Annotated in this window: 28 protein-coding genes; 3 read left to right on the forward strand and 25 right to left on the reverse strand. The window is 63.5% G+C overall.

What is annotated here, in order from left to right:
• Window positions 1–222: 222 nt before the first annotated feature.
• The gene (locus LO787_RS05785) at window positions 223–834 is read right to left on the reverse strand and encodes an SOS response-associated peptidase (protein ID WP_338045415.1); all 612 of its coding nucleotides are present in this window, start codon (window positions 832–834) and stop codon (window positions 223–225) included.
• A 74-nt stretch (window positions 835–908) separates the two neighbouring features.
• Between LO787_RS05785 and LO787_RS05790 the strand changes: the two genes are divergently transcribed.
• A complete protein-coding gene (locus LO787_RS05790; protein ID WP_232494899.1) occupies window positions 909–1,160 on the forward strand; it encodes a hypothetical protein in 252 nt (83 codons plus the stop codon).
• A gap of 129 nt (window positions 1,161–1,289) precedes the next feature.
• On the opposite strand, the gene LO787_RS05795 is transcribed toward LO787_RS05790, so the two are convergent.
• The 3 genes from LO787_RS05795 to LO787_RS05805 form a co-directional block, all read right to left on the reverse strand.
• Window positions 1,290–1,547: a hypothetical protein gene (locus LO787_RS05795; RefSeq protein WP_232494900.1), complete on the reverse strand. Its 258-nt coding sequence runs from the start codon at window positions 1,545–1,547 to the stop codon at window positions 1,290–1,292.
• Between the two features lie 34 nt (window positions 1,548–1,581).
• Window positions 1,582–1,869, reverse strand: coding sequence for a hypothetical protein (locus LO787_RS05800; protein ID WP_232494901.1), 288 nt, complete (start codon window positions 1,867–1,869; stop codon window positions 1,582–1,584).
• Between the two features lie 195 nt (window positions 1,870–2,064).
• Entirely contained in the window at window positions 2,065–2,289 is a 225-nt protein-coding gene (locus LO787_RS05805) for a hypothetical protein (protein WP_232494902.1), read from the reverse strand.
• A 77-nt stretch (window positions 2,290–2,366) separates the two neighbouring features.
• On the opposite strand from LO787_RS05805, the gene LO787_RS05810 reads away from it, so the two are divergent.
• Both LO787_RS05810 and LO787_RS05815 read left to right on the forward strand, forming a co-directional pair.
• A complete protein-coding gene (locus tag LO787_RS05810; protein ID WP_232494903.1) occupies window positions 2,367–2,633 on the forward strand; it encodes a hypothetical protein in 267 nt (88 codons plus the stop codon).
• Window positions 2,627–2,803 carry a hypothetical protein gene (locus LO787_RS05815; RefSeq protein ID WP_232494904.1) on the forward strand — a complete coding sequence of 59 codons (177 nt, stop codon included), beginning with the start codon at window positions 2,627–2,629 and terminating at the stop codon, window positions 2,801–2,803. The genes LO787_RS05810 and LO787_RS05815 overlap by 7 nt, the downstream gene beginning before the upstream one ends.
• Before the next feature lie 136 nt (window positions 2,804–2,939).
• On the opposite strand, the gene LO787_RS05820 is transcribed toward LO787_RS05815, so the two are convergent.
• The 21 genes from LO787_RS05820 to LO787_RS05920 form a co-directional block, all read right to left on the reverse strand.
• Window positions 2,940–3,446 carry a hypothetical protein gene (locus LO787_RS05820; protein ID WP_232494905.1) on the reverse strand — a complete coding sequence of 169 codons (507 nt, stop codon included), beginning with the start codon at window positions 3,444–3,446 and terminating at the stop codon, window positions 2,940–2,942.
• Window positions 3,422–3,868, reverse strand: coding sequence for a hypothetical protein (locus LO787_RS05825; protein ID WP_232494906.1), 447 nt, complete (start codon window positions 3,866–3,868; stop codon window positions 3,422–3,424). Before LO787_RS05825 ends, LO787_RS05820 begins: the two co-directional genes overlap by 25 nt.
• Before the next feature lie 231 nt (window positions 3,869–4,099).
• On the reverse strand, window positions 4,100–4,390 hold the full coding sequence (locus LO787_RS05830) for a BAR domain-containing protein (RefSeq protein ID WP_232494907.1): 291 nt from the start codon (window positions 4,388–4,390) through the stop codon (window positions 4,100–4,102).
• A gap of 74 nt (window positions 4,391–4,464) precedes the next feature.
• Complete coding sequence (locus LO787_RS05835) at window positions 4,465–5,106, reverse strand: glycoside hydrolase family protein (RefSeq protein ID WP_232494908.1); 642 nt, start codon at window positions 5,104–5,106, stop codon at window positions 4,465–4,467.
• Entirely contained in the window at window positions 5,096–5,320 is a 225-nt protein-coding gene (locus LO787_RS05840; protein WP_232494909.1) for a DUF7940 domain-containing protein, read from the reverse strand. The genes LO787_RS05835 and LO787_RS05840 overlap by 11 nt, the downstream gene beginning before the upstream one ends.
• A gap of 55 nt (window positions 5,321–5,375) precedes the next feature.
• The gene (locus tag LO787_RS05845; RefSeq protein WP_232494910.1) at window positions 5,376–5,864 is read right to left on the reverse strand and encodes a hypothetical protein; all 489 of its coding nucleotides are present in this window, start codon (window positions 5,862–5,864) and stop codon (window positions 5,376–5,378) included.
• A 37-nt stretch (window positions 5,865–5,901) separates the two neighbouring features.
• Entirely contained in the window at window positions 5,902–9,135 is a 3,234-nt protein-coding gene (locus LO787_RS05850; protein WP_232494911.1) for an SGNH/GDSL hydrolase family protein, read from the reverse strand.
• Window positions 9,136–9,150: 15 nt separating this feature from the next.
• Entirely contained in the window at window positions 9,151–9,567 is a 417-nt protein-coding gene (locus LO787_RS05855; RefSeq protein WP_232494912.1) for a hypothetical protein, read from the reverse strand.
• Window positions 9,564–10,292: a hypothetical protein gene (locus tag LO787_RS05860; RefSeq protein WP_232494913.1), complete on the reverse strand. Its 729-nt coding sequence runs from the start codon at window positions 10,290–10,292 to the stop codon at window positions 9,564–9,566. The genes LO787_RS05855 and LO787_RS05860 overlap by 4 nt, the downstream gene beginning before the upstream one ends.
• Window positions 10,292–11,344, reverse strand: a complete 1,053-nt coding sequence (locus LO787_RS05865; RefSeq protein WP_232494914.1) for a hypothetical protein — start codon at window positions 11,342–11,344, stop codon at window positions 10,292–10,294. The genes LO787_RS05860 and LO787_RS05865 overlap by 1 nt, the downstream gene beginning before the upstream one ends.
• On the reverse strand, window positions 11,341–14,307 hold the full coding sequence (locus tag LO787_RS05870; protein WP_232494915.1) for a hypothetical protein: 2,967 nt from the start codon (window positions 14,305–14,307) through the stop codon (window positions 11,341–11,343). The genes LO787_RS05865 and LO787_RS05870 overlap by 4 nt, the downstream gene beginning before the upstream one ends.
• 18 nt (window positions 14,308–14,325) lie before the next feature.
• On the reverse strand, window positions 14,326–14,475 hold the full coding sequence (locus LO787_RS05875; protein WP_232494916.1) for a hypothetical protein: 150 nt from the start codon (window positions 14,473–14,475) through the stop codon (window positions 14,326–14,328).
• Between the two features lie 257 nt (window positions 14,476–14,732).
• Complete coding sequence (locus LO787_RS05880) at window positions 14,733–15,155, reverse strand: hypothetical protein (RefSeq protein ID WP_232494917.1); 423 nt, start codon at window positions 15,153–15,155, stop codon at window positions 14,733–14,735.
• Window positions 15,156–15,260: 105 nt separating this feature from the next.
• The gene (locus tag LO787_RS05885) at window positions 15,261–15,725 is read right to left on the reverse strand and encodes a hypothetical protein (protein WP_232494918.1); all 465 of its coding nucleotides are present in this window, start codon (window positions 15,723–15,725) and stop codon (window positions 15,261–15,263) included.
• Between the two features lie 64 nt (window positions 15,726–15,789).
• On the reverse strand, window positions 15,790–16,020 hold the full coding sequence (locus LO787_RS05890; protein WP_232494919.1) for a hypothetical protein: 231 nt from the start codon (window positions 16,018–16,020) through the stop codon (window positions 15,790–15,792).
• 1 nt (window position 16,021) lies between these two features.
• Window positions 16,022–16,468 carry a hypothetical protein gene (locus LO787_RS05895; protein ID WP_232494920.1) on the reverse strand — a complete coding sequence of 149 codons (447 nt, stop codon included), beginning with the start codon at window positions 16,466–16,468 and terminating at the stop codon, window positions 16,022–16,024.
• Complete coding sequence (locus LO787_RS05900; RefSeq protein WP_232494921.1) at window positions 16,468–17,031, reverse strand: HK97-gp10 family putative phage morphogenesis protein; 564 nt, start codon at window positions 17,029–17,031, stop codon at window positions 16,468–16,470. Before LO787_RS05900 ends, LO787_RS05895 begins: the two co-directional genes overlap by 1 nt.
• Entirely contained in the window at window positions 17,028–17,405 is a 378-nt protein-coding gene (locus LO787_RS05905; protein WP_232494922.1) for a phage head closure protein, read from the reverse strand. Before LO787_RS05905 ends, LO787_RS05900 begins: the two co-directional genes overlap by 4 nt.
• Window positions 17,375–17,956, reverse strand: coding sequence for a head-tail connector protein (locus tag LO787_RS05910; RefSeq protein ID WP_232494923.1), 582 nt, complete (start codon window positions 17,954–17,956; stop codon window positions 17,375–17,377). The genes LO787_RS05905 and LO787_RS05910 overlap by 31 nt, the downstream gene beginning before the upstream one ends.
• A 28-nt stretch (window positions 17,957–17,984) precedes the next feature.
• Window positions 17,985–18,437, reverse strand: a complete 453-nt coding sequence (locus LO787_RS05915) for a hypothetical protein (RefSeq protein ID WP_232494924.1) — start codon at window positions 18,435–18,437, stop codon at window positions 17,985–17,987.
• 65 nt (window positions 18,438–18,502) lie between these two features.
• Window positions 18,503–19,786: a phage major capsid protein gene (locus LO787_RS05920; protein ID WP_232494925.1), complete on the reverse strand. Its 1,284-nt coding sequence runs from the start codon at window positions 19,784–19,786 to the stop codon at window positions 18,503–18,505.
• Between the last annotated feature and the right edge of the window lie 57 nt (window positions 19,787–19,843).

A 19,843-nucleotide genomic window follows, 5' to 3' on the forward strand; every position in this document is an offset into this window, starting at 1 on the left:
CTTGCTGTTAAGGCCGTCCGTCACACAAAGCGAGTCATCTCTCACCAGGTACACTCAGGGCCCCTCGACATCGCTATCTAGGAATTTGCACCAGATTTCGTCAATAAGGAGTGGATTTCCGAGCCGGGCTTCGCGATCTGCGGAAATCCGCGGGCGTTGGATGTCTAACTTGCCCGGACCGTCCCACGCGTTCCTGCGGCCTCCGGTGGCCAATGTCTAACCCTAAAGCAGCGTTGCTGAGGATCCGCGCTTCTCAAACCAAAGCTCATCAGTCTGATCGACCACCAGATCCTCATCCCATGTGCGTAGCAGGGCGAACGCCTCGTCTGGCGTGCCATCGGTCCATACCGACCAGTCATCGGGGCGCAGGATAGTCGGCATGCGATCGTGGACGAGGGACATCTGGTCCGACCCCGGCACCATGACCATCGAGTAGGCATCGCCCCATTCGTCGGTCGGCGTCCAGATCCCGGCAACGATGAACACCTCTTCCCCAGCCACCGAGTACCAGGTGCGTGTGTTCCGGCGATCCTCGCCTTCCGGTTCGCACCACTGCGTGACCGGGATCAGGCAGCGCCGGTGTCGGAACGCCTCCTTCCAGATGGGGTAGATCCGCAGCTTGTCGTCGCGGGCATTGTTCACCGGAGAGGGCTTGAGCGGTTTGCCGGTCTTCTTGCTGTTGGCATGCCGTGGGAAACCCCATGTCATCGGCCGCAGCTCGCCACTCTCGATCACAAGGCCGGTGTAGCCGGGCCAGATCTCGGACGCATAGTTCGCGCCGGGGGTGAAGCGCGTGCCGAACATCCTCGCGACCTCGGCGTCCTTCGTGTTCATGCGGTAGAGATTGCACATGGGGGCATGATCCTAACCCGGCTCGCATGTGTCAACGCAGCAAGAAACTTTGGGCCGTGCTGGCAGTTCAGGCAACTCTCGTTTCGGACGATATCAATTCTGTGGAGCATCGAATGTCGGATACTCGGAAAAGTGGCATGACACCCCCCGGTGGCCATGAAGGCGGTAAACCCATGAGGTTCCGCTTTCTCATCGTTGGTCTGATCCTGATGGTAATCGTTGCAGGCGGGATCATGGCCATGAGCGCTGGCATCTTCGATCAACCGGGGCCGGACCAAGCTGCCGTCGAGAAAGCGCCAGCAGACTGACTTCGCAAGAAGGCCCGACGCTGCAAGGGCAGGCCGGGCCAGTTTGTTGCAAGGGCAGGGTAGCCCTCGGATCGCAATAGCATCATGCGTCAGCGCTGCGACAATTTGAAGACGAAATCAGCCTCGCGCTCAGTCGTCGAACAGCCCATCGATCATAGCGGTCCAAGCATCGGTCATATCGTTGCGGCTGACCGAATGGCCACGCGCATCGCCGAGTAGCCTTTCGCCTGGAATGCCGAAGTCCGGTTCTGGATCGCGCATCGCTTCGAGAACGGTTCGGACATCGCGGCGCAGGTCATTCTGCAATTCAGCATCGAGGCCGTCCCACACGTCGACGCCGCTTTGCTCCTTTGCAAGCGCCCGCGCGGCGCGATCGATCATGTCCATGGCGAATCTCTCTCCTGCGTGAACAGGGAGCCTATCACCGTCTACCTTGCCCTTTGGCAACGAGCTTCCAGCGGTTGAGATAGATCTGCATGTCCCGCGTTCGGCAGTACGGGTCCATCCCGTGCGTGCCAGGCGGCTTTGTGATGCAGGTCCAGAACCGCTCGACCTGCCATTCCTCGGCGACGCCGCTGGTCGATAGCCAGGCCAGCGCTAGCCGGATCGCCGGGGAAGGCTGTATCGGCTCCTTCTCCGCCTCGGCCGCTGCAGCGTCGAGAATGTCGATAGCGAACCGGTTCATGCGTCCCGGGTTCGGCTTACTCATCGTGATCTCTACGGATCGCCCATACGAAAGTGCGAGCGTAGTTCCGGAAGACGAACTGCCAGTGCGGCCCGGCCTTCTCCCATTCCTTGGTCCACTCCGTAACTGGGTCCGATGTCTCGCACGATGCCCACATCCGGGCGGCCAACTCTTCGACCAAGGCTTCCTCGTCATTCGTGGTGCAGAAGCGGCAAGCCATCAGTCGCGCTCCACCGGCGAGCATTCGACGTCGCGGCTACCGCACGCCTTGCACTTCAGGCGCGCCTTGATCGCCGGCATGCGGGTGTCGAGGCCCTTCGTGATGCAGGTCTTGGAGATGGCCTTCGGGTCAAGGCGCGCGGTATGGCCACAGGTGCACTTCACCCCCACGTCGACGCCGTGCTTGCTGTAATCGAAGACCGTCTCGAATCGCTTCGTTCCCATGACGTTCCCCATAACCGATTGCGGAACGAATGTGGAACATATAGCCTCAGGGCGTTCCAGCACGGAGTGATTCTGAGATGCCCCACCTCGCCAAAATGGACGGTCCGCTCGACCTCGGAGCGTCCGAGACCCGAACAAAGTCGCTGCCTTTTGGCCGATGGATCTTGGAGCAAACTGAGCGGGGCGGCTTCGTCGGACAGCTCGCCTCGATCGCGAAGTCAGATCGCGGTTTCCCGAAAGACGGCACCCCAGATGCGGTGCGCAAGCGCCTGGGGGACACCGGCGCCGATCCTGAGATGTTCGAGGCGGTCGACGACGCGGAGTTGGATTGGGTCTCATGGTGATCGGGAGCGCGCGGGAGCAGAACGACAACCAGGCTGACCTGCCCGCCTACCTTCAAGCCGAGCATGCTGCCGCGATCCTGAAGCGTGCGCAGTACCGGACACCCACGGAGACCGAGATACGCTGGGCGCGACGGTGCCTGACCAATGCATTGGCGGCGCTGACCGAGTAGTTGCGTGGCGGCTCAGTACAGCTCTGACCTGCTTTGATGCCAATTCGGAAAGTCCATGCTTTGGCTGAGAAGCAGGTCGCGCATTGAGCACAGTATATTAAGTAGCTACTGAAAACTCGGGGAAACCCGCCCTCGACTAAGCAGCAAGTCTTTCCACATTTCTCTGAAATCGGCGCCATTCGGTTCCGACTGCCAAGCCGCTTTTTTTACGATCAGCGCGGCAATACACCCAAGAGGTTTCTGCCCAGAAGATTGTCGACTCATCGTCCAGTTCGACAGGTGCCCCACCATTTTCAGAGTGAAAAATATTCAAATAATGCGCGCCTTCGGGCGGGGTGGAGAGCAGCAAACTGGATATCAAATGGCCGTATCCAAAAACATGAACCGCAAACGGATCAATTTGCTGCGGCAAAGCACCTAAACGATATGCTTTGAAGAGCAATTCCGATAACCTAAGCGGTCCATATTTTTCAACGCCAGACCAGACAATCAACAGAGCGAATTTCTGTGTATCCCGCTCAAATGCCCACATCATAGCCTCAGGATTTATGCCAAGTCGGCGTAACTCGCGAAGATAAGTCTTGCCAAGTTCGAAATATTCGGGTGGCAATTTTTGCCTCAATTGATCTGTTTTTTGAGCCATTCCGCCACTCCATTCGAACCAATAGCCGACTCAATCAAATCTCGTTTGACCGCCTCAGACATACCGTGTCCAGAGGCGTACATATGATAGCGCCGCCACTGCAAAACGATTTTCCAGCGCGGCGCGATCACGTCATGAGCATTTACGTTCAGGCCAGCCAAGGCTGCGATAGCCCTCAAATCGTGGGAGTAGAGCGCTTGGTAATTCTGCATTTTACACGTGTCGCGGGACGGCCAAGAATTTAAGCCAAGACGTTTCATTGCCAGCCCTTTTAGCAGGCATTCGCAAACAAAACCTGCGATCGACCAAACTTCCGACTCACTTCCCGGTTTTGAGTGAGCCGCTGTAGCAATATTGGCCCAGCGCTCTGCGAGTTCGATCCATTCGTCGGGCGAATCAGCATGGTCATCTGCACGGAACACTGTGTCTTAGGTAAGCTCGCGTTGTTGAACGTCAATCCATGAGAGCCGGGCGAGCGATGGCGATACTTTGGGCGCATCTTTAACCCGCAGAAATCCGGCTATCAACGCTGCTTCGGCCAGGCCTCTACGGTGGCGCGATGGCGGCCAGCACAATCCCCGTACATGGCCACCATCGCGTTTTCCCAGACGCCCCGCTCCGGGTCGGTGAGCGGCACAGGCGGCATAGGGAGTTCAGGGCACCGCTGCCGCAGGTTCGCCTGAAGCTCGGGCGTTTGCGGCAGCAACGGCGTCCCCCAGCACGCCGACAAGAGCATCGGGAGCAGCGCAATCCACACTGACCGGCCGATCCTTGTAGATTTCGCGAATGGTGCTCTCGCGCACTGTCGACTGCACTGAGGCATTTTGCTTCTCCTGTTCGTATGCGCCTGCGGCGCGGTCGACGACGTCACGCGCCGCATCGAGGTTCTTCGTGGCCGTCTTAAGGCTCGCCAGCACCTCGCTGTCGCGCTGCCAGTCCCGCACGGTCCATCCGCCCCAAGCGCCCACTGCAAGCGTCACGGCAGCGCCAGCAAGACACCACCCGATAGGGATAGGGTTCACCGCCACGGCCCAAGGCGCTTGGCGAGGTTCTGCGGCGTCGCGCCGGGCACCACGTTCGTCAGGCAGTACTGGCGCTCACGGTTGCGCCGATACGTCAGGCCCTTCACCGGACGCAGCACGCCCTTCACGCGGGCCTTGTCCCACATGAGCAGGGCGTCGCACCCGCCGGCGATATTGCCGGCCTTCACCCGCTTGTTCGCAGTCGACCCGCACCAGCCCCCGGTGTTGTAATTGAAGCTGACGGCCGTGAAGATCTGGTAGGGCTGGCGCTCCTTGTCGAACCGTGTGCAGCCCATCACGATCTTGCCGTGCTGGATCAGTTCTGCCTCCAGCATCGACGCGCACTGCGGCTCGGTGAAGCGCATTCCCACCCGGATCGGCTTGCCCTGGTAACGGGTAAGGCCGTCGCAAGCCGTCGCGACGCTGGCGATGTCGAGGTAGGCGCTGAGGTACTGGCGCCCGGTCAGATGGATGACCGTCGCCGAACCGTCCTGCGCGATATCGACTTTGACGGTGCGGCCGCTCTCTTCCTCGGGCACCACCTGCAAAAGCAGCGCGGCCGCGCCGGCGCCGACGATCGCGGCCAGCGTCCCTTCCTTGGGCGTGATCCGGCGGCGGGGCGTCTGGTCAGTAGCCATCGAACTTGCTTCCCTTCGTGGTGAGGCGCGCACTGAGCGCAGCGAGGGTGACGGCGATGCCGACAAGCGGCCGCGCCCAGGGCGGCAGCAGGTCGACGACGCGCATGAAGCCGGCTGGGTCGCTCGCGGCCCATCCGGAGAGCGCGCCCGCCACGACGGCAAGGCGCACGGATGCCCAGCGCCAGGACCGGCGCCAGTCAGCAATCAATTTCATGAAGGGTTACTTTCGGCAGTGCGCCCACGCTTGTGGCGTCATGAGCGCGAGGTTGTCAGTCTTCGGAAATTGCAGGCGCGGCGAAGCGCGCACCAACGATCGCGCCTTTCTCGACGGCTTCGTTGATCTCCTGCCGCTCGCGCATCTGGCGCACTTTCGTGGCGGCATCGCTGGCCTTCGACGGGTCAAGCTCGATCAGCGCCAGCAGCATCGTTAGGCACTGGTCTAGGTTGTTCATGCGGTGCCGCATGATCTGGATTTCAGCGGAGTGCTGGACTCGTTCCTGATCCAGCTTGACGGCGTGGTCGGTTGCCTGCTTGTCGAGACGGGCTTCCAGTTCTGCGATGCGCTTGCCCATACCCTCGATGTCAGCCCGACGCTGATTTCCCGCTATGATTTGCCAAGGCCCCCACTGCTTGATGATGAGCGACACGCAGCCGATCACCGAAACGATTGCCGTCGTCCACACGGCGGCGCGGATCGATCCTCCATTCGTGGTCTGAACCACCGCCTTGGCAGCGGGCGTGATGTCTATGGGGTCCATGTACATACCGCCGCTCTCAGCCGTTTGGATGGTGCGATCACGCGAACACAACCTTCTGCGTCGCCCACAGCGCATCGGCGAGCTGAAGAATGCCGGTTCCACCGTTGCAGTGGATGGCATCGCTCACCCGCACCACCTGCTGCGTGCTGCGGCTGCTGGCGTTTGCGGCGGCTGCGTAAGGGAAACCCCGCTCGGTATCGATGGCGAGGTTGGTCGCGACGATGTAGATGTTCTCGGCCTCGCGCCCGCCGAAGCGCCGGATCAGCTCGCGCGCCAGGATGATATGGTTGCGTCGCTGGCGGCGGGCCGGGCGGCGACCGGCGTAGGCATTGTTCGACGCCGAAGTCATGCCGTCCTGATGCAGGCTCGGCGGGATCGTAAGGCACACGAAGAACCGTGCCGACGCTGCGGAGGCCTTCACCGAGGCGATCATCTGCTCGATGTTCCACGCGCAGCGCGCGCCCCGGCTCGCGGCCGCCTGGTCGCTGTTGGCCGTGCCGAGGTCGTTGATGCCGAGGTGGAAGGAAACCGCGTCCGCTGCCGCCTGGCCCGTCTGAGCACGGTAATAGGCGTAATCGAAGATTCCGGTCGACGGATTGTAGAACCGGTTGTTCGACTGGTCACCTGCGGTCGTCGGCGCATACCATTGCTGCGACGTCCACCCGGAAATGCCTTCGTGGGCAACACCCCCAGTCGATTTCGTGCCGAGGAACGTCAGCTTGAGGTTGGCGTCGGCCGCCTGCAGCGTGTTCAGCTCGTTGACGTAGGACGGATTGTTGGCCGTCACGCTGTCGCCGATCGCGAGATAGCCGATGGTCCGCGCGGTCGTGGCGGCAAGCACCGTCTGCAGCGTCGAGGATGCCGAACCGATCAGCTCGCCGCTCTTGCGGTCATAGGCGAAGACGGTGAACGCCTGATTGATCGCGGTGCCGCCAGGCGTGAACGTCCAGCGCTCGTCCTGATGCTGCCCGTAGAACAGCCCCTGCGAGGCGCCGAACTGGAATCGGTAGTCGATGTCGCGCAGCTCGGTAGGGGACAGGCTGTCGAGGTAGATGTTCATCTCCCGGCCCTGCACGCCGTAGATCCGGGGCGGCAGCGTGAGGGCGCCATCGACGAACCCGGCCTGCGTCAGCAGGTTGTAGGACGCCTTGCGCGCCGCGCGCGGGTTGGTGATGAGCAGGTGCTCAAGAGGCTGGTTCGAGGCCGATGGCGAGTACCCCCATGCCGTGACCAGCGGGTTGCCGTTGGCGGCGGTAAACAGGAACTGCTCGTTGATGGCGACCGCGTTGCGCAGCTGGCCGGCAGGCGGGTTGATCTGGGCATTGCCGCCGGTCGCCGTCAGCGCATAGAACGCCACCGTGTACTGCGCACCGAGATCGGCATCGGCCAGCGTCTTGCTCGCCCCCGTGACGGGATCGACGAGCGGGATGACGAGATCGCGATATTCGAAGTCCGAAGGCGAGACGGCCACCGATCCGACTGCCACGATCGTTCCCGTCGACCATGTGGTTCCGGTCGTGCCTGCCTTCACCACGACGTTGATCGACGTGGGAATGTTCGAAGCGGTCGCGACAGCCGGATTTCGGGAGAGGCGACGCAGCCCGATGGCGTTGAACGACACGCCTGCGGGCAGATACCGACCGCCGAAGCCGTAATAGGCAGCGCCATACACAGCCGTCGCATCGGCGTCGCTTGCTGCGAGCTGGCGCGTCAGGCTGTCGTAGGCGATGGTCGGTGCCGCGGTCCACCCGAAGATGGGATCGCTCGCCACCAGCGCCATGACCTGAGCCATGAACGCCGTCGAGGGCTCGTAGGCGTTGGCCGGGTTGGTCAGCATCAGGTGCTCGATGCCGACGCTGCTGGTCGTGGTCGCCCACGTCGCCTGAGGATCGTTCTGGGCGTTCGCCTGGAGACGATAGCCGGTCGATCCCACCATGTTCGACGTCGTGCCGCTGCTGACGCCGATCGAGGTCGCCTGACCGGTGTCGTCGAGCGCGAGGTAGCCTATGAAATACTCCGTGCCGAGGTTGGCATCGGTCAGCGTCACGAAGGCGTCCGTCTCGGGATCGCGCAGCGGGACGATCAGCTTTTTCCCGTAGGACAGCACATCGGGGTCAAGATCGATGGAGCCGACCGCGACGATGGTGCCAGTCTGATGCGACGTGCCGGTAGTGCCCTGCCGAACGATGACAGCCAGCTTGCGCCAGTTCGTCGTCCCGGAGTTGCGCAGCGCTCCTGCAATGCCGACCGCGTTGAACGACACGCCTGCGGGCGTGAAGCGGGCGCCCCAGCCCACATCGTTGTTGAGCTGGATCGACCAGTTCGGATCGACGACCGGAATTGTCGTTGCCAGCGCCGAATAGCTTACCCGACGCAACCGCACGCCGCTGTTGGCCCGGCCTTCCAGGTCGCGGATGCGCCAGATGATATCGGCGGGGAGCGCCTCTCGGTAAGCCGGATCGCTGAGCAAAGCCGTCGCGGCAGGCTGGGCCCAGATCGCGTGGACATACTTGTCCTGCGCCGTGCCGCTGTGATTGATGTTGATGTTGAGATCGGTGGCGCCCGCCGGAACGGTCAGGGTCGCGGTGTTGGCGATCGTCTGCGCCGTGCCGCTCAGGGTAACGGTCGGCGCGAACGTGATGACTCCGCCGATGTTGCCGCCCGCACCGATCCAGTTCGCGGTGATGGCGACGGCCCCGGCGCCGCTCATGGACAGCGCAACGTTGATGTTGGCCCCGACCGGGACCACGCGGCCCGGGTCGGTCACGGGCACGCGAATGGTGGCGCTCGACACGGCGGCAGGGCGAACGAGGCTGAACCCGCTTTCGAACGGCGACTGCGAGCTCTTGATCTTGTCGGGCCAAGTGCCGGAGAGGCGGCGACGCGCCTTGCCGGTCACCTTGGGGTAGAAGGGGTTGGCCGGGTCGAGCTCGCGGAAGAAGGTATCGGGGAACAGGTCGCGGCGCTTGATCTGCTCGGTGACGGTCGCAGCGTAACCGCTGGCTGCGGTAACTTGCGGGGCTATAGCGGCAAGCGCACTCGATCGAGCATTTGCGATTTCAACGAGCGCAGCTTGGCCGGCTCCTCCAATCTCGGGCACGATACTACCCAGCCCCTCGGTCGTTTCCGCAACGAAGGCCAGCGCAGCATTCGTTTCCTCGACCATCGCAGGGAGCGCAGCAACGAATGTCTCCGCAGCCGTGGCGAACGTCGGACCATCCTGAGAGCGAAGCGGCGGATCGGGAAGGGGCGTGATCTCGGGTGCGGGCATGCCCGTCTCCTGTTCCTAGATTTGAGCGAAAAGACTGATCGTCGCGCTACGCAGCACGGTGTGTGACGCGGCGTCACGGATGCTGATTGCCAGCGTTGCCGAGATCGGACCGTCCATGTCGTTGTTGTCGAACACGAACCAGCTGCGCGCGGTGGAGAGGCTTATCCAGGTATCCAGCGTGCCAAACGGCGCGCCGGACACTGCGTGAGCCATGACCTCGTAATTCCCCGGCGGAGCCCAGAGCGGGCACCATTGATACTGTGGCGCGGTGACCGTTCCGATATTCGTGGCGGTGCGGTGGTAGACCGTGCGGTCAGGATCAATGATGTAAGTGGCTCGCGCCTCCGGGTCGGCCCCCAAGATTTCCACCGACCCGTCGCGCAGATCAACGATCCCGGCTCCGGCAGCCAGCGCACACAGGATCCCGCTCACGCCGCAGTACCGCCAAGCACCCACTCGGACGGCTTGACCTTGACGACCGTCGCCATTCCGCGAGCGAACAACGTGCGAGTTCCGGCGCTCTCCGTCCCCGCCAGACGCAGGGTCTCGCCTGGACATGTGATCGACTGCGCGCCGCCGCTGTCGTTGTAGATCGAGCAGGTGAAGCCCTGCGGCAGTCCGTTCGGGATCGTCACTCCGCCGCCAGTGATCGCGATCACTTGGCCCATGTCGGCAAGGGTAATCTCGTAAGCCGCCGTCTTCGGGTTGACCGGAATACCCCGCAGTCCGATCGTCACCGGACTTGGACTGCCGTCGTTGCTCAGCGCCACCGATTGACGCAGCAGTTCAATATCCCGGTTGTCCCCACTTTTTGCCGCGTCCAGCAGATCGCGCCAGATCTCGGGCGTCGCTGATGCCATCAGATCGCGTGCCAGGACGGAAAGCTCTGCCAGCTCCGAAGTGTTGGAGCCGGTGTAGTACGGGAATGTGTCTGCGGCCGGAGAATTGCCGGTCAGGGCAACCAGTCCCGGATCGGCGTATGCCGGGGCTGCAGCGATCAGTGCTGCTGCAGCCTCAAGCTGGCTGACGAATGTGCCGACAGCCGCTGCGAAGGCAGCCTGCCACGCAACGAAGGCATCGGCCCGCTCAATGAACACTTCCGGCTCGTCCGTCCGCTGAGGGGCTGGCGGCGGCATGGGGAGATCGATGAAAGGCATCAGGTCAGGCCCTCCAGTTCGAGGGTCAGATAGGACTGGCTGTAATCGAAGATCTCGACGTTGTAGTCGCGATAGAAACCGTAGACCCAGGTGGACGTGTAGCGATCCAGCCCAAGCCAGAGGATTGCCTCGGCCCGGTATGTCGCGAGCAGCGCGGACACCGAATCGATGCGCGCATTGTCCATCAGCACCTTGTACGATCCGCGCTTCGCATAGGCCCGCTGCACGATGGTGAAGTTGCCGAAGTCGTCGGTTTCCTTGCGGCTGAAATCCATGATCCCCGTCTTCGCGCCGGGCAGAAGCTCACCCAGTTCGCGAGACTGGCCCACGATCGTCACACCCACCTTTGCCGTCGATGCAGGCTCGTGAACGACTACTTTGAAGGTCGGGTTGGCATAGTTCGGCAGGCCGTAGACGACGAGGTCACCTTTGCGCACGATCGGCTCAAAGTAGTACTGATACCAGTCCGTGACGCCGCTATCGGAGACGAGGTTGATGGACTGGCTGAAGACCACACCGTCGGCCGCCGTGCTCATCTCGATATCAACGTTCGCCGCAACGAGGTTTAACAGGGCTATGGCGTCGGCGCGGCCCGCTACCGACACTTCGAATTCCACCGCGCCGGCGACGCCGGTCTGCGTGGAGTTCGCCTGGTCGAACATGGCGTAGGGATTGGTCGGGCCCAGGTCGATCCACCATGCGGGTTCGTCCAGCCCGTGACCGAGGTTGCCTGCTGCTACGCTCTCATATTGCCGGTGCGTGATGGTCGAGACGACCCGGTAGCCAGCGCCGTATGTCGCTCCGGCGTCGTAAGCAGCGTAGGTGTCGGCCAGATATTGCCACCAGTTGCCGTCGGTTACCGGATTGCCCGCATTGGCGTTGCCGAGACTGCGGTAGACGCGAAGGGTGAAGCCATCGCCCTGCAGCACGGAAACCTGCGCGCCTTCCGCGTACGTCGTGCCAGAGGAATAGGCCGCCGGAGGAGCTTCCGGCGCATTGGTGGTGACCAGCGTCAGGCCGGCCCCGATGCTTGTAGGGCGGACCAGTTTCACGATACGATCTCAACCTGAAGCGGTTCGCCATCGACCGAGCGGGTGGGCATGCCATCAGCCTCGAATCGGGTCCAAAGCCGCGTGATCTGCGCCGAGTTCTCGGCCGTGGCCTTGTGGTAGACCTCCATCTTGTCGGACAGCGCCGCCTGCTGGTCGTACAGCTTCTCCAGCGCGTCGATCTGCGCCTGAGCGTAGTCCACCTGGGTATCGGCAGCGAAGATGCCCTTGTCGACCGCGTTAAGCACCTCGCTCATCGCACGCTGGTAATCCACCGCGCTGCCCGCGTTGGCCATTGCCGCGTCGAGGTACTCCTGCGACACGCCGCGCAGATTGCCGAGGGCCGTCGCATCGCCCGCCGCCGCCCCGGCCGCGGTAGAGCGGAAGGTCGCTGCAAGGCTGGCGAAGCTCGTCAGGGTGTCGCCGCCCAGCAGTTCCTTCTTGAACGCGCGCAAGTCGTCGGCCAACGGCCCGAACTTGTCCACCACGCCCGTCAGGTCTTCCAGCTGGTAGACCATCGCCTGTAGCGGCTGCAGCGCCTTGGACGTCGCGGCCAGTTCCTCCATCCGCTGCGCGGCAAGTGCTTCCTCGGAACGGCCCATCAGCTCAAGGATCCGCACGTCCAGCGCATTCTGGTCGGCATACTTGTCGACCAGATCCTGCATGGCGCCGTCGATCGCCTCCTGCCGCTTGATGGCAAGCAACTGTTCGAGCGAAGCGTATTCCTCCGCTGACGCCCCGGCTTCCTTGAAGATGGCGCGCAGCTGGTCGAATTCCTTCGTCACGGCCTCGACAGCATAGGCCATCGGATCGGTGATCGACCTCAGTTCGGTGAAGACGCCCTCGAACTTCAGCGCGTTCTGGATGCTGGATTGGAGGTCGTCGCCCGCCTTCAGCAGGTTGTTGGTCGAAGCGCGGATGCCCTGGATCGCGCCGCGATCGATAGCCAGCTGGATGGCATAGGCGATGGCTGCTTCCGCATCGTCGTTGAAGTCGACCGCGCCCTTCTTCACCTTCAGGCTCGTGCCGCCCGCATTGACGCGATAGTCGCCGTGGCGAACGCCGACACTGATCCTTCCGAAGTCGCCTACCGATCCGCCGAATGCGGACGCGATGTCGCCCAGCGCGCCGAAGATGCTGTTGCCTGCGGTCAGCGCCGCCCGTTCGGACGTGCCGCTGTTGCCAACGGTGCCGGAGACGCCGGAAGACGACAGATCGACGCGGCCCCATTTCGCCTTCGTCAGCATCCCGCCCAGCACGCTGCCCAGCACGCCACCGGCGATCGCGCCCAGTGGCCCGCCGATCTTGCCGGCAAGGCCGCCGATGGCGTTCCCCAGCGCCTTGCCCGCCTCCTGCCCCAGCACGCCGCCGATGGCGGAGCCGATCTGCTGCGTGCCCGACTGCTTGCCGAACAGGGCCGAGGCCGCCGTCGCACCGGTGCCGGCGCCCTGCAGGATCGACTGCATGGTCTTTCCGAATTCGCCGTTCAGCTTGAAGATCTCGCTCAGTTCCGTGCCGATGGTCTTGGCGATGACACGGCCGTCCCGGTCGGTCGTGGTGCCGCCGACGCCAAGGTTTAGAAGATCGCCGATGGGGCCGCCGATCGAGCGCGTGTTGCCCGTGAGCACGCCCATCACCGAACCCAGCACGCTGCCGACGCCCCCCATGTTGCCAAGGATGCCGATCATTTCCAGCAGCTGATCGTTGAGCGCCGCCTGCTCCTCGGCCTGCTTTCTGCGGTTCTCCATGAACTCGCTGGTCCACAGCCTGTCGGCGTTGCGCAGGTCGTCCAGCATCGCCTTCCAGTCGGCGTCCATGCTCTGTGCGGCCTGCTTGGCGGCATCGGCCGCCTGCTCGAAAAGCGCGTGGGAAACGAGCTTGTCCCAGTCGAAGGCATCCTTGGCCGCCTTCGACGCGGCCGAGCCTGCGTCCTTTCCGGCCTTCTTCGCATCCTTCTTCATGCGCTCGACCGCCCGAGCCTGCGCGAACGGGCTGATCTTGTCGGCAAGGTCGCCCAGGAAGTCCCGGTTCACGGTGTCGGCGATGCTGACCGCCAGGGCGCGACCCAGCTTTGCGCCCGCGCCGGCATAGTTGTTCTCTAGCTTGGCGACCTGCGGTGCGCTCAGCGCACCGACGCCAAGGCCGAACCGGTCGAGCACGACATTGGCCTCCCGGATGAAGCTGTTGACCCCGTCCACCGACTTGCGGATCAGACCGTTGAGGCCCTCGATCGCGGCGTTCGCGGCCGACAGGAAGATGTCGGCCACGCCCGCCGGGATCAGCTGCCAGGTGTCCAGAATGGCGCGGGGCACGATGGAAATGAAGCCGATGATCCGGTTGACCGCCCACTTGGTCCATTCGACGACCTTACCCCAGACGTCGCCGGTGCTGATGCCGAACGCCTGGAACGCGCTGGTGAGCTGACCCGTCAGGTACGCCTTCACGGCATCGTAGGCGCCAAGCACGGTGTCCATCCAAGTCACATGGACCTTGGAGTTCTCGTTGATGTCGCTGGTCACCAGGGCCATGACCGCTGCGAATGCGCCTGCGGCGGCGATGATCGGCGCGAACGGTGCGAGCAGCGCCATGAGTTCGACGATCAGGCCTTTCACCCCGATCCCGGCCTGCGACATCACGCCCTGGATCTGTGAACCTTGCTGGATGAGCGCCATGAAGGCCATTTTGACCGGCGCGGAGCTGCCCGCAGCCGCTGTCAGCTGCACGCCAAGATCCTGGAACTGATAGACCAGATTCTGTACGTGATGGCCCGCAAGGCGGCTGCTATTGCCCGTGCTGGTGATCTGCCGTCCCATGCCCTCCAGATTGTCGTTCGCGGCCTTGGCGGACTTGGCGATGTCGTCGGACCCGGATTTCACTAGGCGCTTGATGCGATCCATGTCCTGCTGCAGGCGCGCGACCTCGGCGACGATCTCGATGTTCAGCCGCCCGGCCTGCACACCTGCCATTGAAAAGTCCTTTCGGTTTCAGTCGCCGAACATCGCGGCGACCTGCTTCGCCACGCGATCGCGGTTGGAGAGAACGTCATCGTCCCCGCCGGTGTAGGGGGGCGGGCAATCCGGCTTCTGCGCATCGTGGCGGGTGCCGCCGAAGTCGCTGGACAGGCGGCGGATCAACCGCGCCTCCCATGGCTCCAGGATAATGCCTGTGATTTCCTGCCATGCGGTCAGGTCGCGCCATCCCAGCGCCCCGCCGTCGTTGGACAGGGGGCCGATCTCAAGCAGCCAGTCGGTCAGGTAGTCGGCGGGGTTGGGGGGAAGCTTTGCAACGTCCCCCAGAGTATCGAAGCGGGATTTCTCGCCCCGCTCGCTCTTCTTCCCGCGCTTGACGTCCGGCTTGGCGGTCAGCCAGGCCAGCTGCCGGACGTAGAGGCTCAGGCTGTCGCTGAGCCCTCGATAAAAGAACCCCAGTCGGTCGAAGCCGCCTCGATCTGGTCACGGATGTAACCGAGAGCCGGGTTACCCAGGATCGCGCGAACCATCGCCTTGGTTCCAGTCTCGCCTTCCGGCAGCGGCACCACGACGCCCACGAATTCCTCCGTGATCGTCACGAGGTAGTCCACCTTGTCGTCGGCATCGTCCACCGCGGCCTCGATGCGGCCGTTGGCTTCGCGGACCCGCTTCGCAGTCTTGCGGCGGAGCGCGGCATGGGCGACTTCCCATACCTTGGATGCGGGGGAGTGGACGCGCGCGAAGCAGCGCTGCTTGTTCTCGTCGAGCAGGGGCGATCCGTCCGGGTTCTTCAGGTAGATCGGGCCGACGGTCGGAACCTGTCTTTCCAGCAGGTTGACGGGCATGGGGTTATCCTTTCACGGGAAGGGTGCCCCCGCCGGCTCCGTGACACCGGCGGGGACGAAGGGAGCCTGCGGACAGGCTGTAATGCTCACGGGCAAAGGTTGGGATCAGGGCGCGGGGACGGTCACGTAGTCGAGGCCGGCGGCGTTGGCGGTCACCTCGACCGTCAGGACACCGGTCGTGATGGCGTCGACGTTGTTGTAGTTCACCGGGAAGCCGACGACGATGCCCTGGAAGTAGCGAACGCGGCCGCTCTGCTCGGTCAGCTTGAACGCATAGGTAGCATCCGAATCCAGCGCGGCCTGCGCCATCGTCTGGCCGGCGTCGGCAGAGTCGATGGCCAGCGTGATCTGGGCGGAGCCGCTGTTGAAGCTGCCCTTCTTCTTGACGGTTGCGCGCGTGGCGAGCGGGTTGTGCGTGACGACGTTGTACACGCGGCCCAGGTCGCCGCCGATCTCCGTGATCTCGCCAATATTGCTGTAGGTAAGCGCTGCGAAGCCGGTGGCGTCGAAGCTGGCCGGGGAGGCCGACGAGATGGCAAGCGTCGTCCCCGCCGAAGTGCGTGCGGTCATGATGGTCTCCGTTGGGATTGCCCGGTCACGGCACGGGCGGGGTCATTGCCGGGCGGCAATCTGGTCAGTCGGCCGGATCGGCCTCGGGTTCGGTGGTGGGTGCTACAGGCGCAGTGACCTTGGCCGTCGTTGAAGCCCGGCGCTTCGTCCGCGCTTTGGGCTTGGCGCGCTCGGCAAAGCCGATGTGCTCCAGCTCGGTCAGTTCGCCTCCGGTCAGCTGCAACGGCTGATCCTTGGCATACTGCCTGTCGTTCCAGGTGAAGTTGCGGGTCGCGACAGCTGCGATCTTGGTCATCTCAGCGCTCCTCGTTGTAGGTCACGCGATAGTCCTGCGTGCCCATGTAGATGTTCGCCTCGTCCAGCATGAAGTCGGGCCCGGCGGCGTCGGTCAGCACCGTCACCTGCCGGATCGTCGGCCCGAACAGGTAGGCGTACCAGTCGGGCACCTGTGCCCAGAACTCGGGACGCTGGATCGCAGTCACTGCGCGCAGCACGGCGCGATGTATCGCTTTCTGCCTCTCGTACGTCTGCGCCAGGATGGAGACCTGTACCCTCTCGCGCACCAGCGCCGTCGGCCCCTTGGCCAGCGGGTGGTGATCAACGCGCGAAACACTGGTTATCGAAATCGCGTCGAGCGGCGTATTTTGCGGAAGCACGCCCGCCATGATCTGCGGTGCCGGGACGAGATCTGTCACGCCATCGGTCTCGATCAGGAGCGTGACGAGCAGCGCGACGCCGTCCATCAGTCGTCGCCGTCCGGAACCGGCGCCGAAAAGCCGGTGCGGCCTTCGATATAGTCGCGGATGCGGTCCGCGAAGGCCTTCACCGCATTGTCGGCCTGCGCGTCCAATGCCGGGCGCATGAACGGGTGCGCGGCATGGCCCGGGTGATGCACGATGCCGGAGCGGAAGTTCTCGCCGATCTTCAAGGCTCGGGCCTTCACCTTTCCGCGCCCCTCTGATGCCTTTCGGATCGCGACGCGACCTTCACCGGCGCCGGTCCGGGCGATGAGGTGGGCGCTGACGCCGTATTCCGCGAAGACGCCAAGGAATGCGTGTGGCGACTTCGGATCAAGGCGCACCTGGATAGAGAACGTGCCATCCTGATTCTGGCGGGGGGAGCCCGACTTGACCGCGCGGGCCATCTTGCCCGACTGCTTCGTCGCTCGCTGGCGAGCATCGTCGCGAACGGGCCGCGCGGCAGCAGTAAGGCCTGCGCGGTAAGCGCCCTTCTGCAGGTTCTTCGGTAAGGCGGAGAGATACCGGTCGAGGTCGGCGACGCCGGTGACGGGGTAGTTTTTGCTCATGGGTCGATGCCTTCGGTGGACCAGTTTTCCGCAAGCAGCTCGATCTCCTCGCGCTGGCCCACTTCGACCGGGCCAGCCACGATCCGCAGCTTGCGCCCCCGGTAGTCGATGCGCATGTCGCCGGTGATGTCCTCGCGATACCGGCAGCGGATCTTGCAAGGCCGGTTCGCCATGACCACGCCCTCCGTCACGTTCTCGCGGGAAGGCAAAATGTCCTGCACCTGCGCCCAGGCTTTCGGCATGATGGGCTCGAAGGAGACCGACGGTCGATTATAAGCGCTGGAGCGCGCCTCAACGCGCCGCTCGAACGTGATCCGGCGATTGTACTTCCCGGCCGGCGGCATCAGATGACGGCCCGACGAAAAGTCGAACACAACTGACGGACCCCGAAGGGCACTTCCGCCTCTATCCCGCGGTCGGTCACTGCCTCGCGATTTTTGTAAAGGTGCCCAAGGAACATCCGTACGGCTGACAGTAAAGCAGGCGGGGCCTTTCCGGCATCGTAACCCGCCGAAAACTCAATCTCTATTCCTCCCGCCACCATGTTAGGCCAGTCAGCACCGATCGCAGGTAACACGTCACCCCGGGACGTGAAGGAAAAGCGGTTTGGGGTGCCGGAGACGACGTCGCCAGTCAGCGATCTCCAGGACACCGATGCAATTTCCCGAACCGGAGAGATGCCGAGCTTCAAAGCGCGGGTAATGTGACCCGGGAAGCGGGAAGCAGTCCATATGTTGCCCTGGGTCGCCATCAGCTTGACCGCGCAATACCGTTCGACGAAGTCGATCGACGCATCGCGAAGGGCGGCGATCAGATCGTCATCCTCGTCTAAGTCGACCCTCAGGTGCAACTTGCAGTCGTCGAGGGACAGGATCGCCTCGCCATACCCATCGGGGAACGGCGCGTGCAGCAGCTCGAAGATCATCGTTCGCTACTCGCGCCGCCCTTGCCGATCAGCTCACGGTCTCGTCGACGCTAGCGACGTCGTTGCCGCCCGGCATGCCGTACCGCGGGTCCATGCCGATCACGATCGCGCCCGCATCGGAAGCGGCGGTTGCTACGGTGAGCGACAGGCGCACGAAGCGATAGCCGTTGTTGAAGTCGAGATCCTCGGTGCCGATGTTGATCAGCGCCTGCTTGTTGTCGTCGGAACCCGCCTTCGTCAGCTGGGCGATGGCCAGGCCGACAATGTCCTTGGCGCCAGTGCCCGTGTTGGTGGTGGCCTGTTCGATCTTGGCATCGATCGTGCCGTTCGCGCTCATGTCGCCGGCCATGATCACGGCCATCAGCCAGAACCAGGTGCGCATGTCGATCCAGTCGGTGGTGTAGGTGCCAGCGGCATAGGCGTCGGGATCGATGACGCCGGCGATGCCCGCGCGAGCGGAAATCTGGAAGTTGGTGAACATTGCGTGTCTCCTGAAAGGGGCTGAGCGACCGGCGCTCAGCCCTCATCGAAGCCGGAAGCCCGGCGTTACGCGCGATCGGCGAGGGCGACGAAGTGGGACTTCGTGGCAGCGCCGCTGGCAGGGTTGACGGGAGCCGACAGCACAGGCTGCCCACCGATGCGGAAGATCCAGCGGAACGCGCGGATGTTGTAGTCGAAGTAGAGGTGGATGGAGTCCGCGAACGTGATGCCGTTCTGCTTCTTGAAGGCCTCGTAACCCTTGGGGTTGAAGAAGACGAGGTCGCCGCGATCACCCACGGTCTTGCTGTGCTCGGTCCAGTACACCGGCCGGCCCAGCAGACGGCCGCCGGGCGCTTCGGTGTAGTCCGAATGCCAGATCAGCTGTCCATTGGCGCTGGTGAAATCCATCAGCGTCGGCATGATGTCGCTGTTGGCCAGCCAAACGCCCTGGCCTGGGTTGATCAGGCGGGAGTACATCTTGGCGACGTTTTTCGGCACGATCGTATCCGCCGTCTGGCTGCCTTCCTTGGCAACCGATACCAGCGCGTCCGACGCCATGAAGCCCAGCGGCTTCTCGATGCCGTCGCCCCACATGAAGGCGTCGGCCGCTTTCCAGCGGATCGCGGCAGCGGCCTTGCGGGTCAGCAGGTCGGCGATACGCGGGGCGTCCTGCAGAAGCTCTTCGGTAGCGAGCACGAAGGCGTACAGTTCGTTGAGCTTCGTCTCGCGCGGCGTCAGGCCGGTCTCGCTCGGCGTCATCTGCTGCGCTTCCACGCGCCAGCGCGCCTGGATGCCGCTCGTGCCCCACGGCGTGGTTTCGTCGCCCAGGCCGACGACGCGGTTCGATGCGGTCGGATCGGGATCGATCAGCGTCAGGAGCGGATCCGTTTCGTCGGCGAACACCAGATCGACGATTTCCTGACGGAACTCGGCAGGGACAAGGAAAGACCCTGCCGAATCGCCGCCCTCGGTCACCACGTTCGTGGGCGCCGCAAGGCGGTCGTCCATCTTGAAGTTCTGGCCTGCCGCAGGATTGGCAAAGCGGACGGCCTGCGCAAACTCGGCCACGTTGGAGAAACCGCCATTGTCCAGCCCGGGCTTGGCGGTGGCCGGAACGGTCCCGGTCGGGGTGGCGACCGGGGGCTCAAGGCCCAGGGCGGAAGTGGAAGCCAACAGCGTTTCGGCTCGCTGGATCTGCTTGGTCATACGCGCCAGTTCGGCGGTATCCTTAGCGTCTTCGGCTTCCTCTTCAGCCGTCAGGTCGCGGTTGCCGTCGATGGCGGCCTGCAGTCGATCGCTCTGGCGCTTCGCTACCGCGCGCGCCTCGCTCTTCAGAATGGCAAGGTTCATTGGTTGCTCCTGTGCTTGCCTGTTCGGGCGCGCTCGCCCACGAAAAAAGGCGGCCGA

Source organism: Novosphingobium kaempferiae, from assembly GCF_021227995.1.
Taxonomy (GTDB): domain Bacteria; phylum Pseudomonadota; class Alphaproteobacteria; order Sphingomonadales; family Sphingomonadaceae; genus Novosphingobium; species Novosphingobium kaempferiae.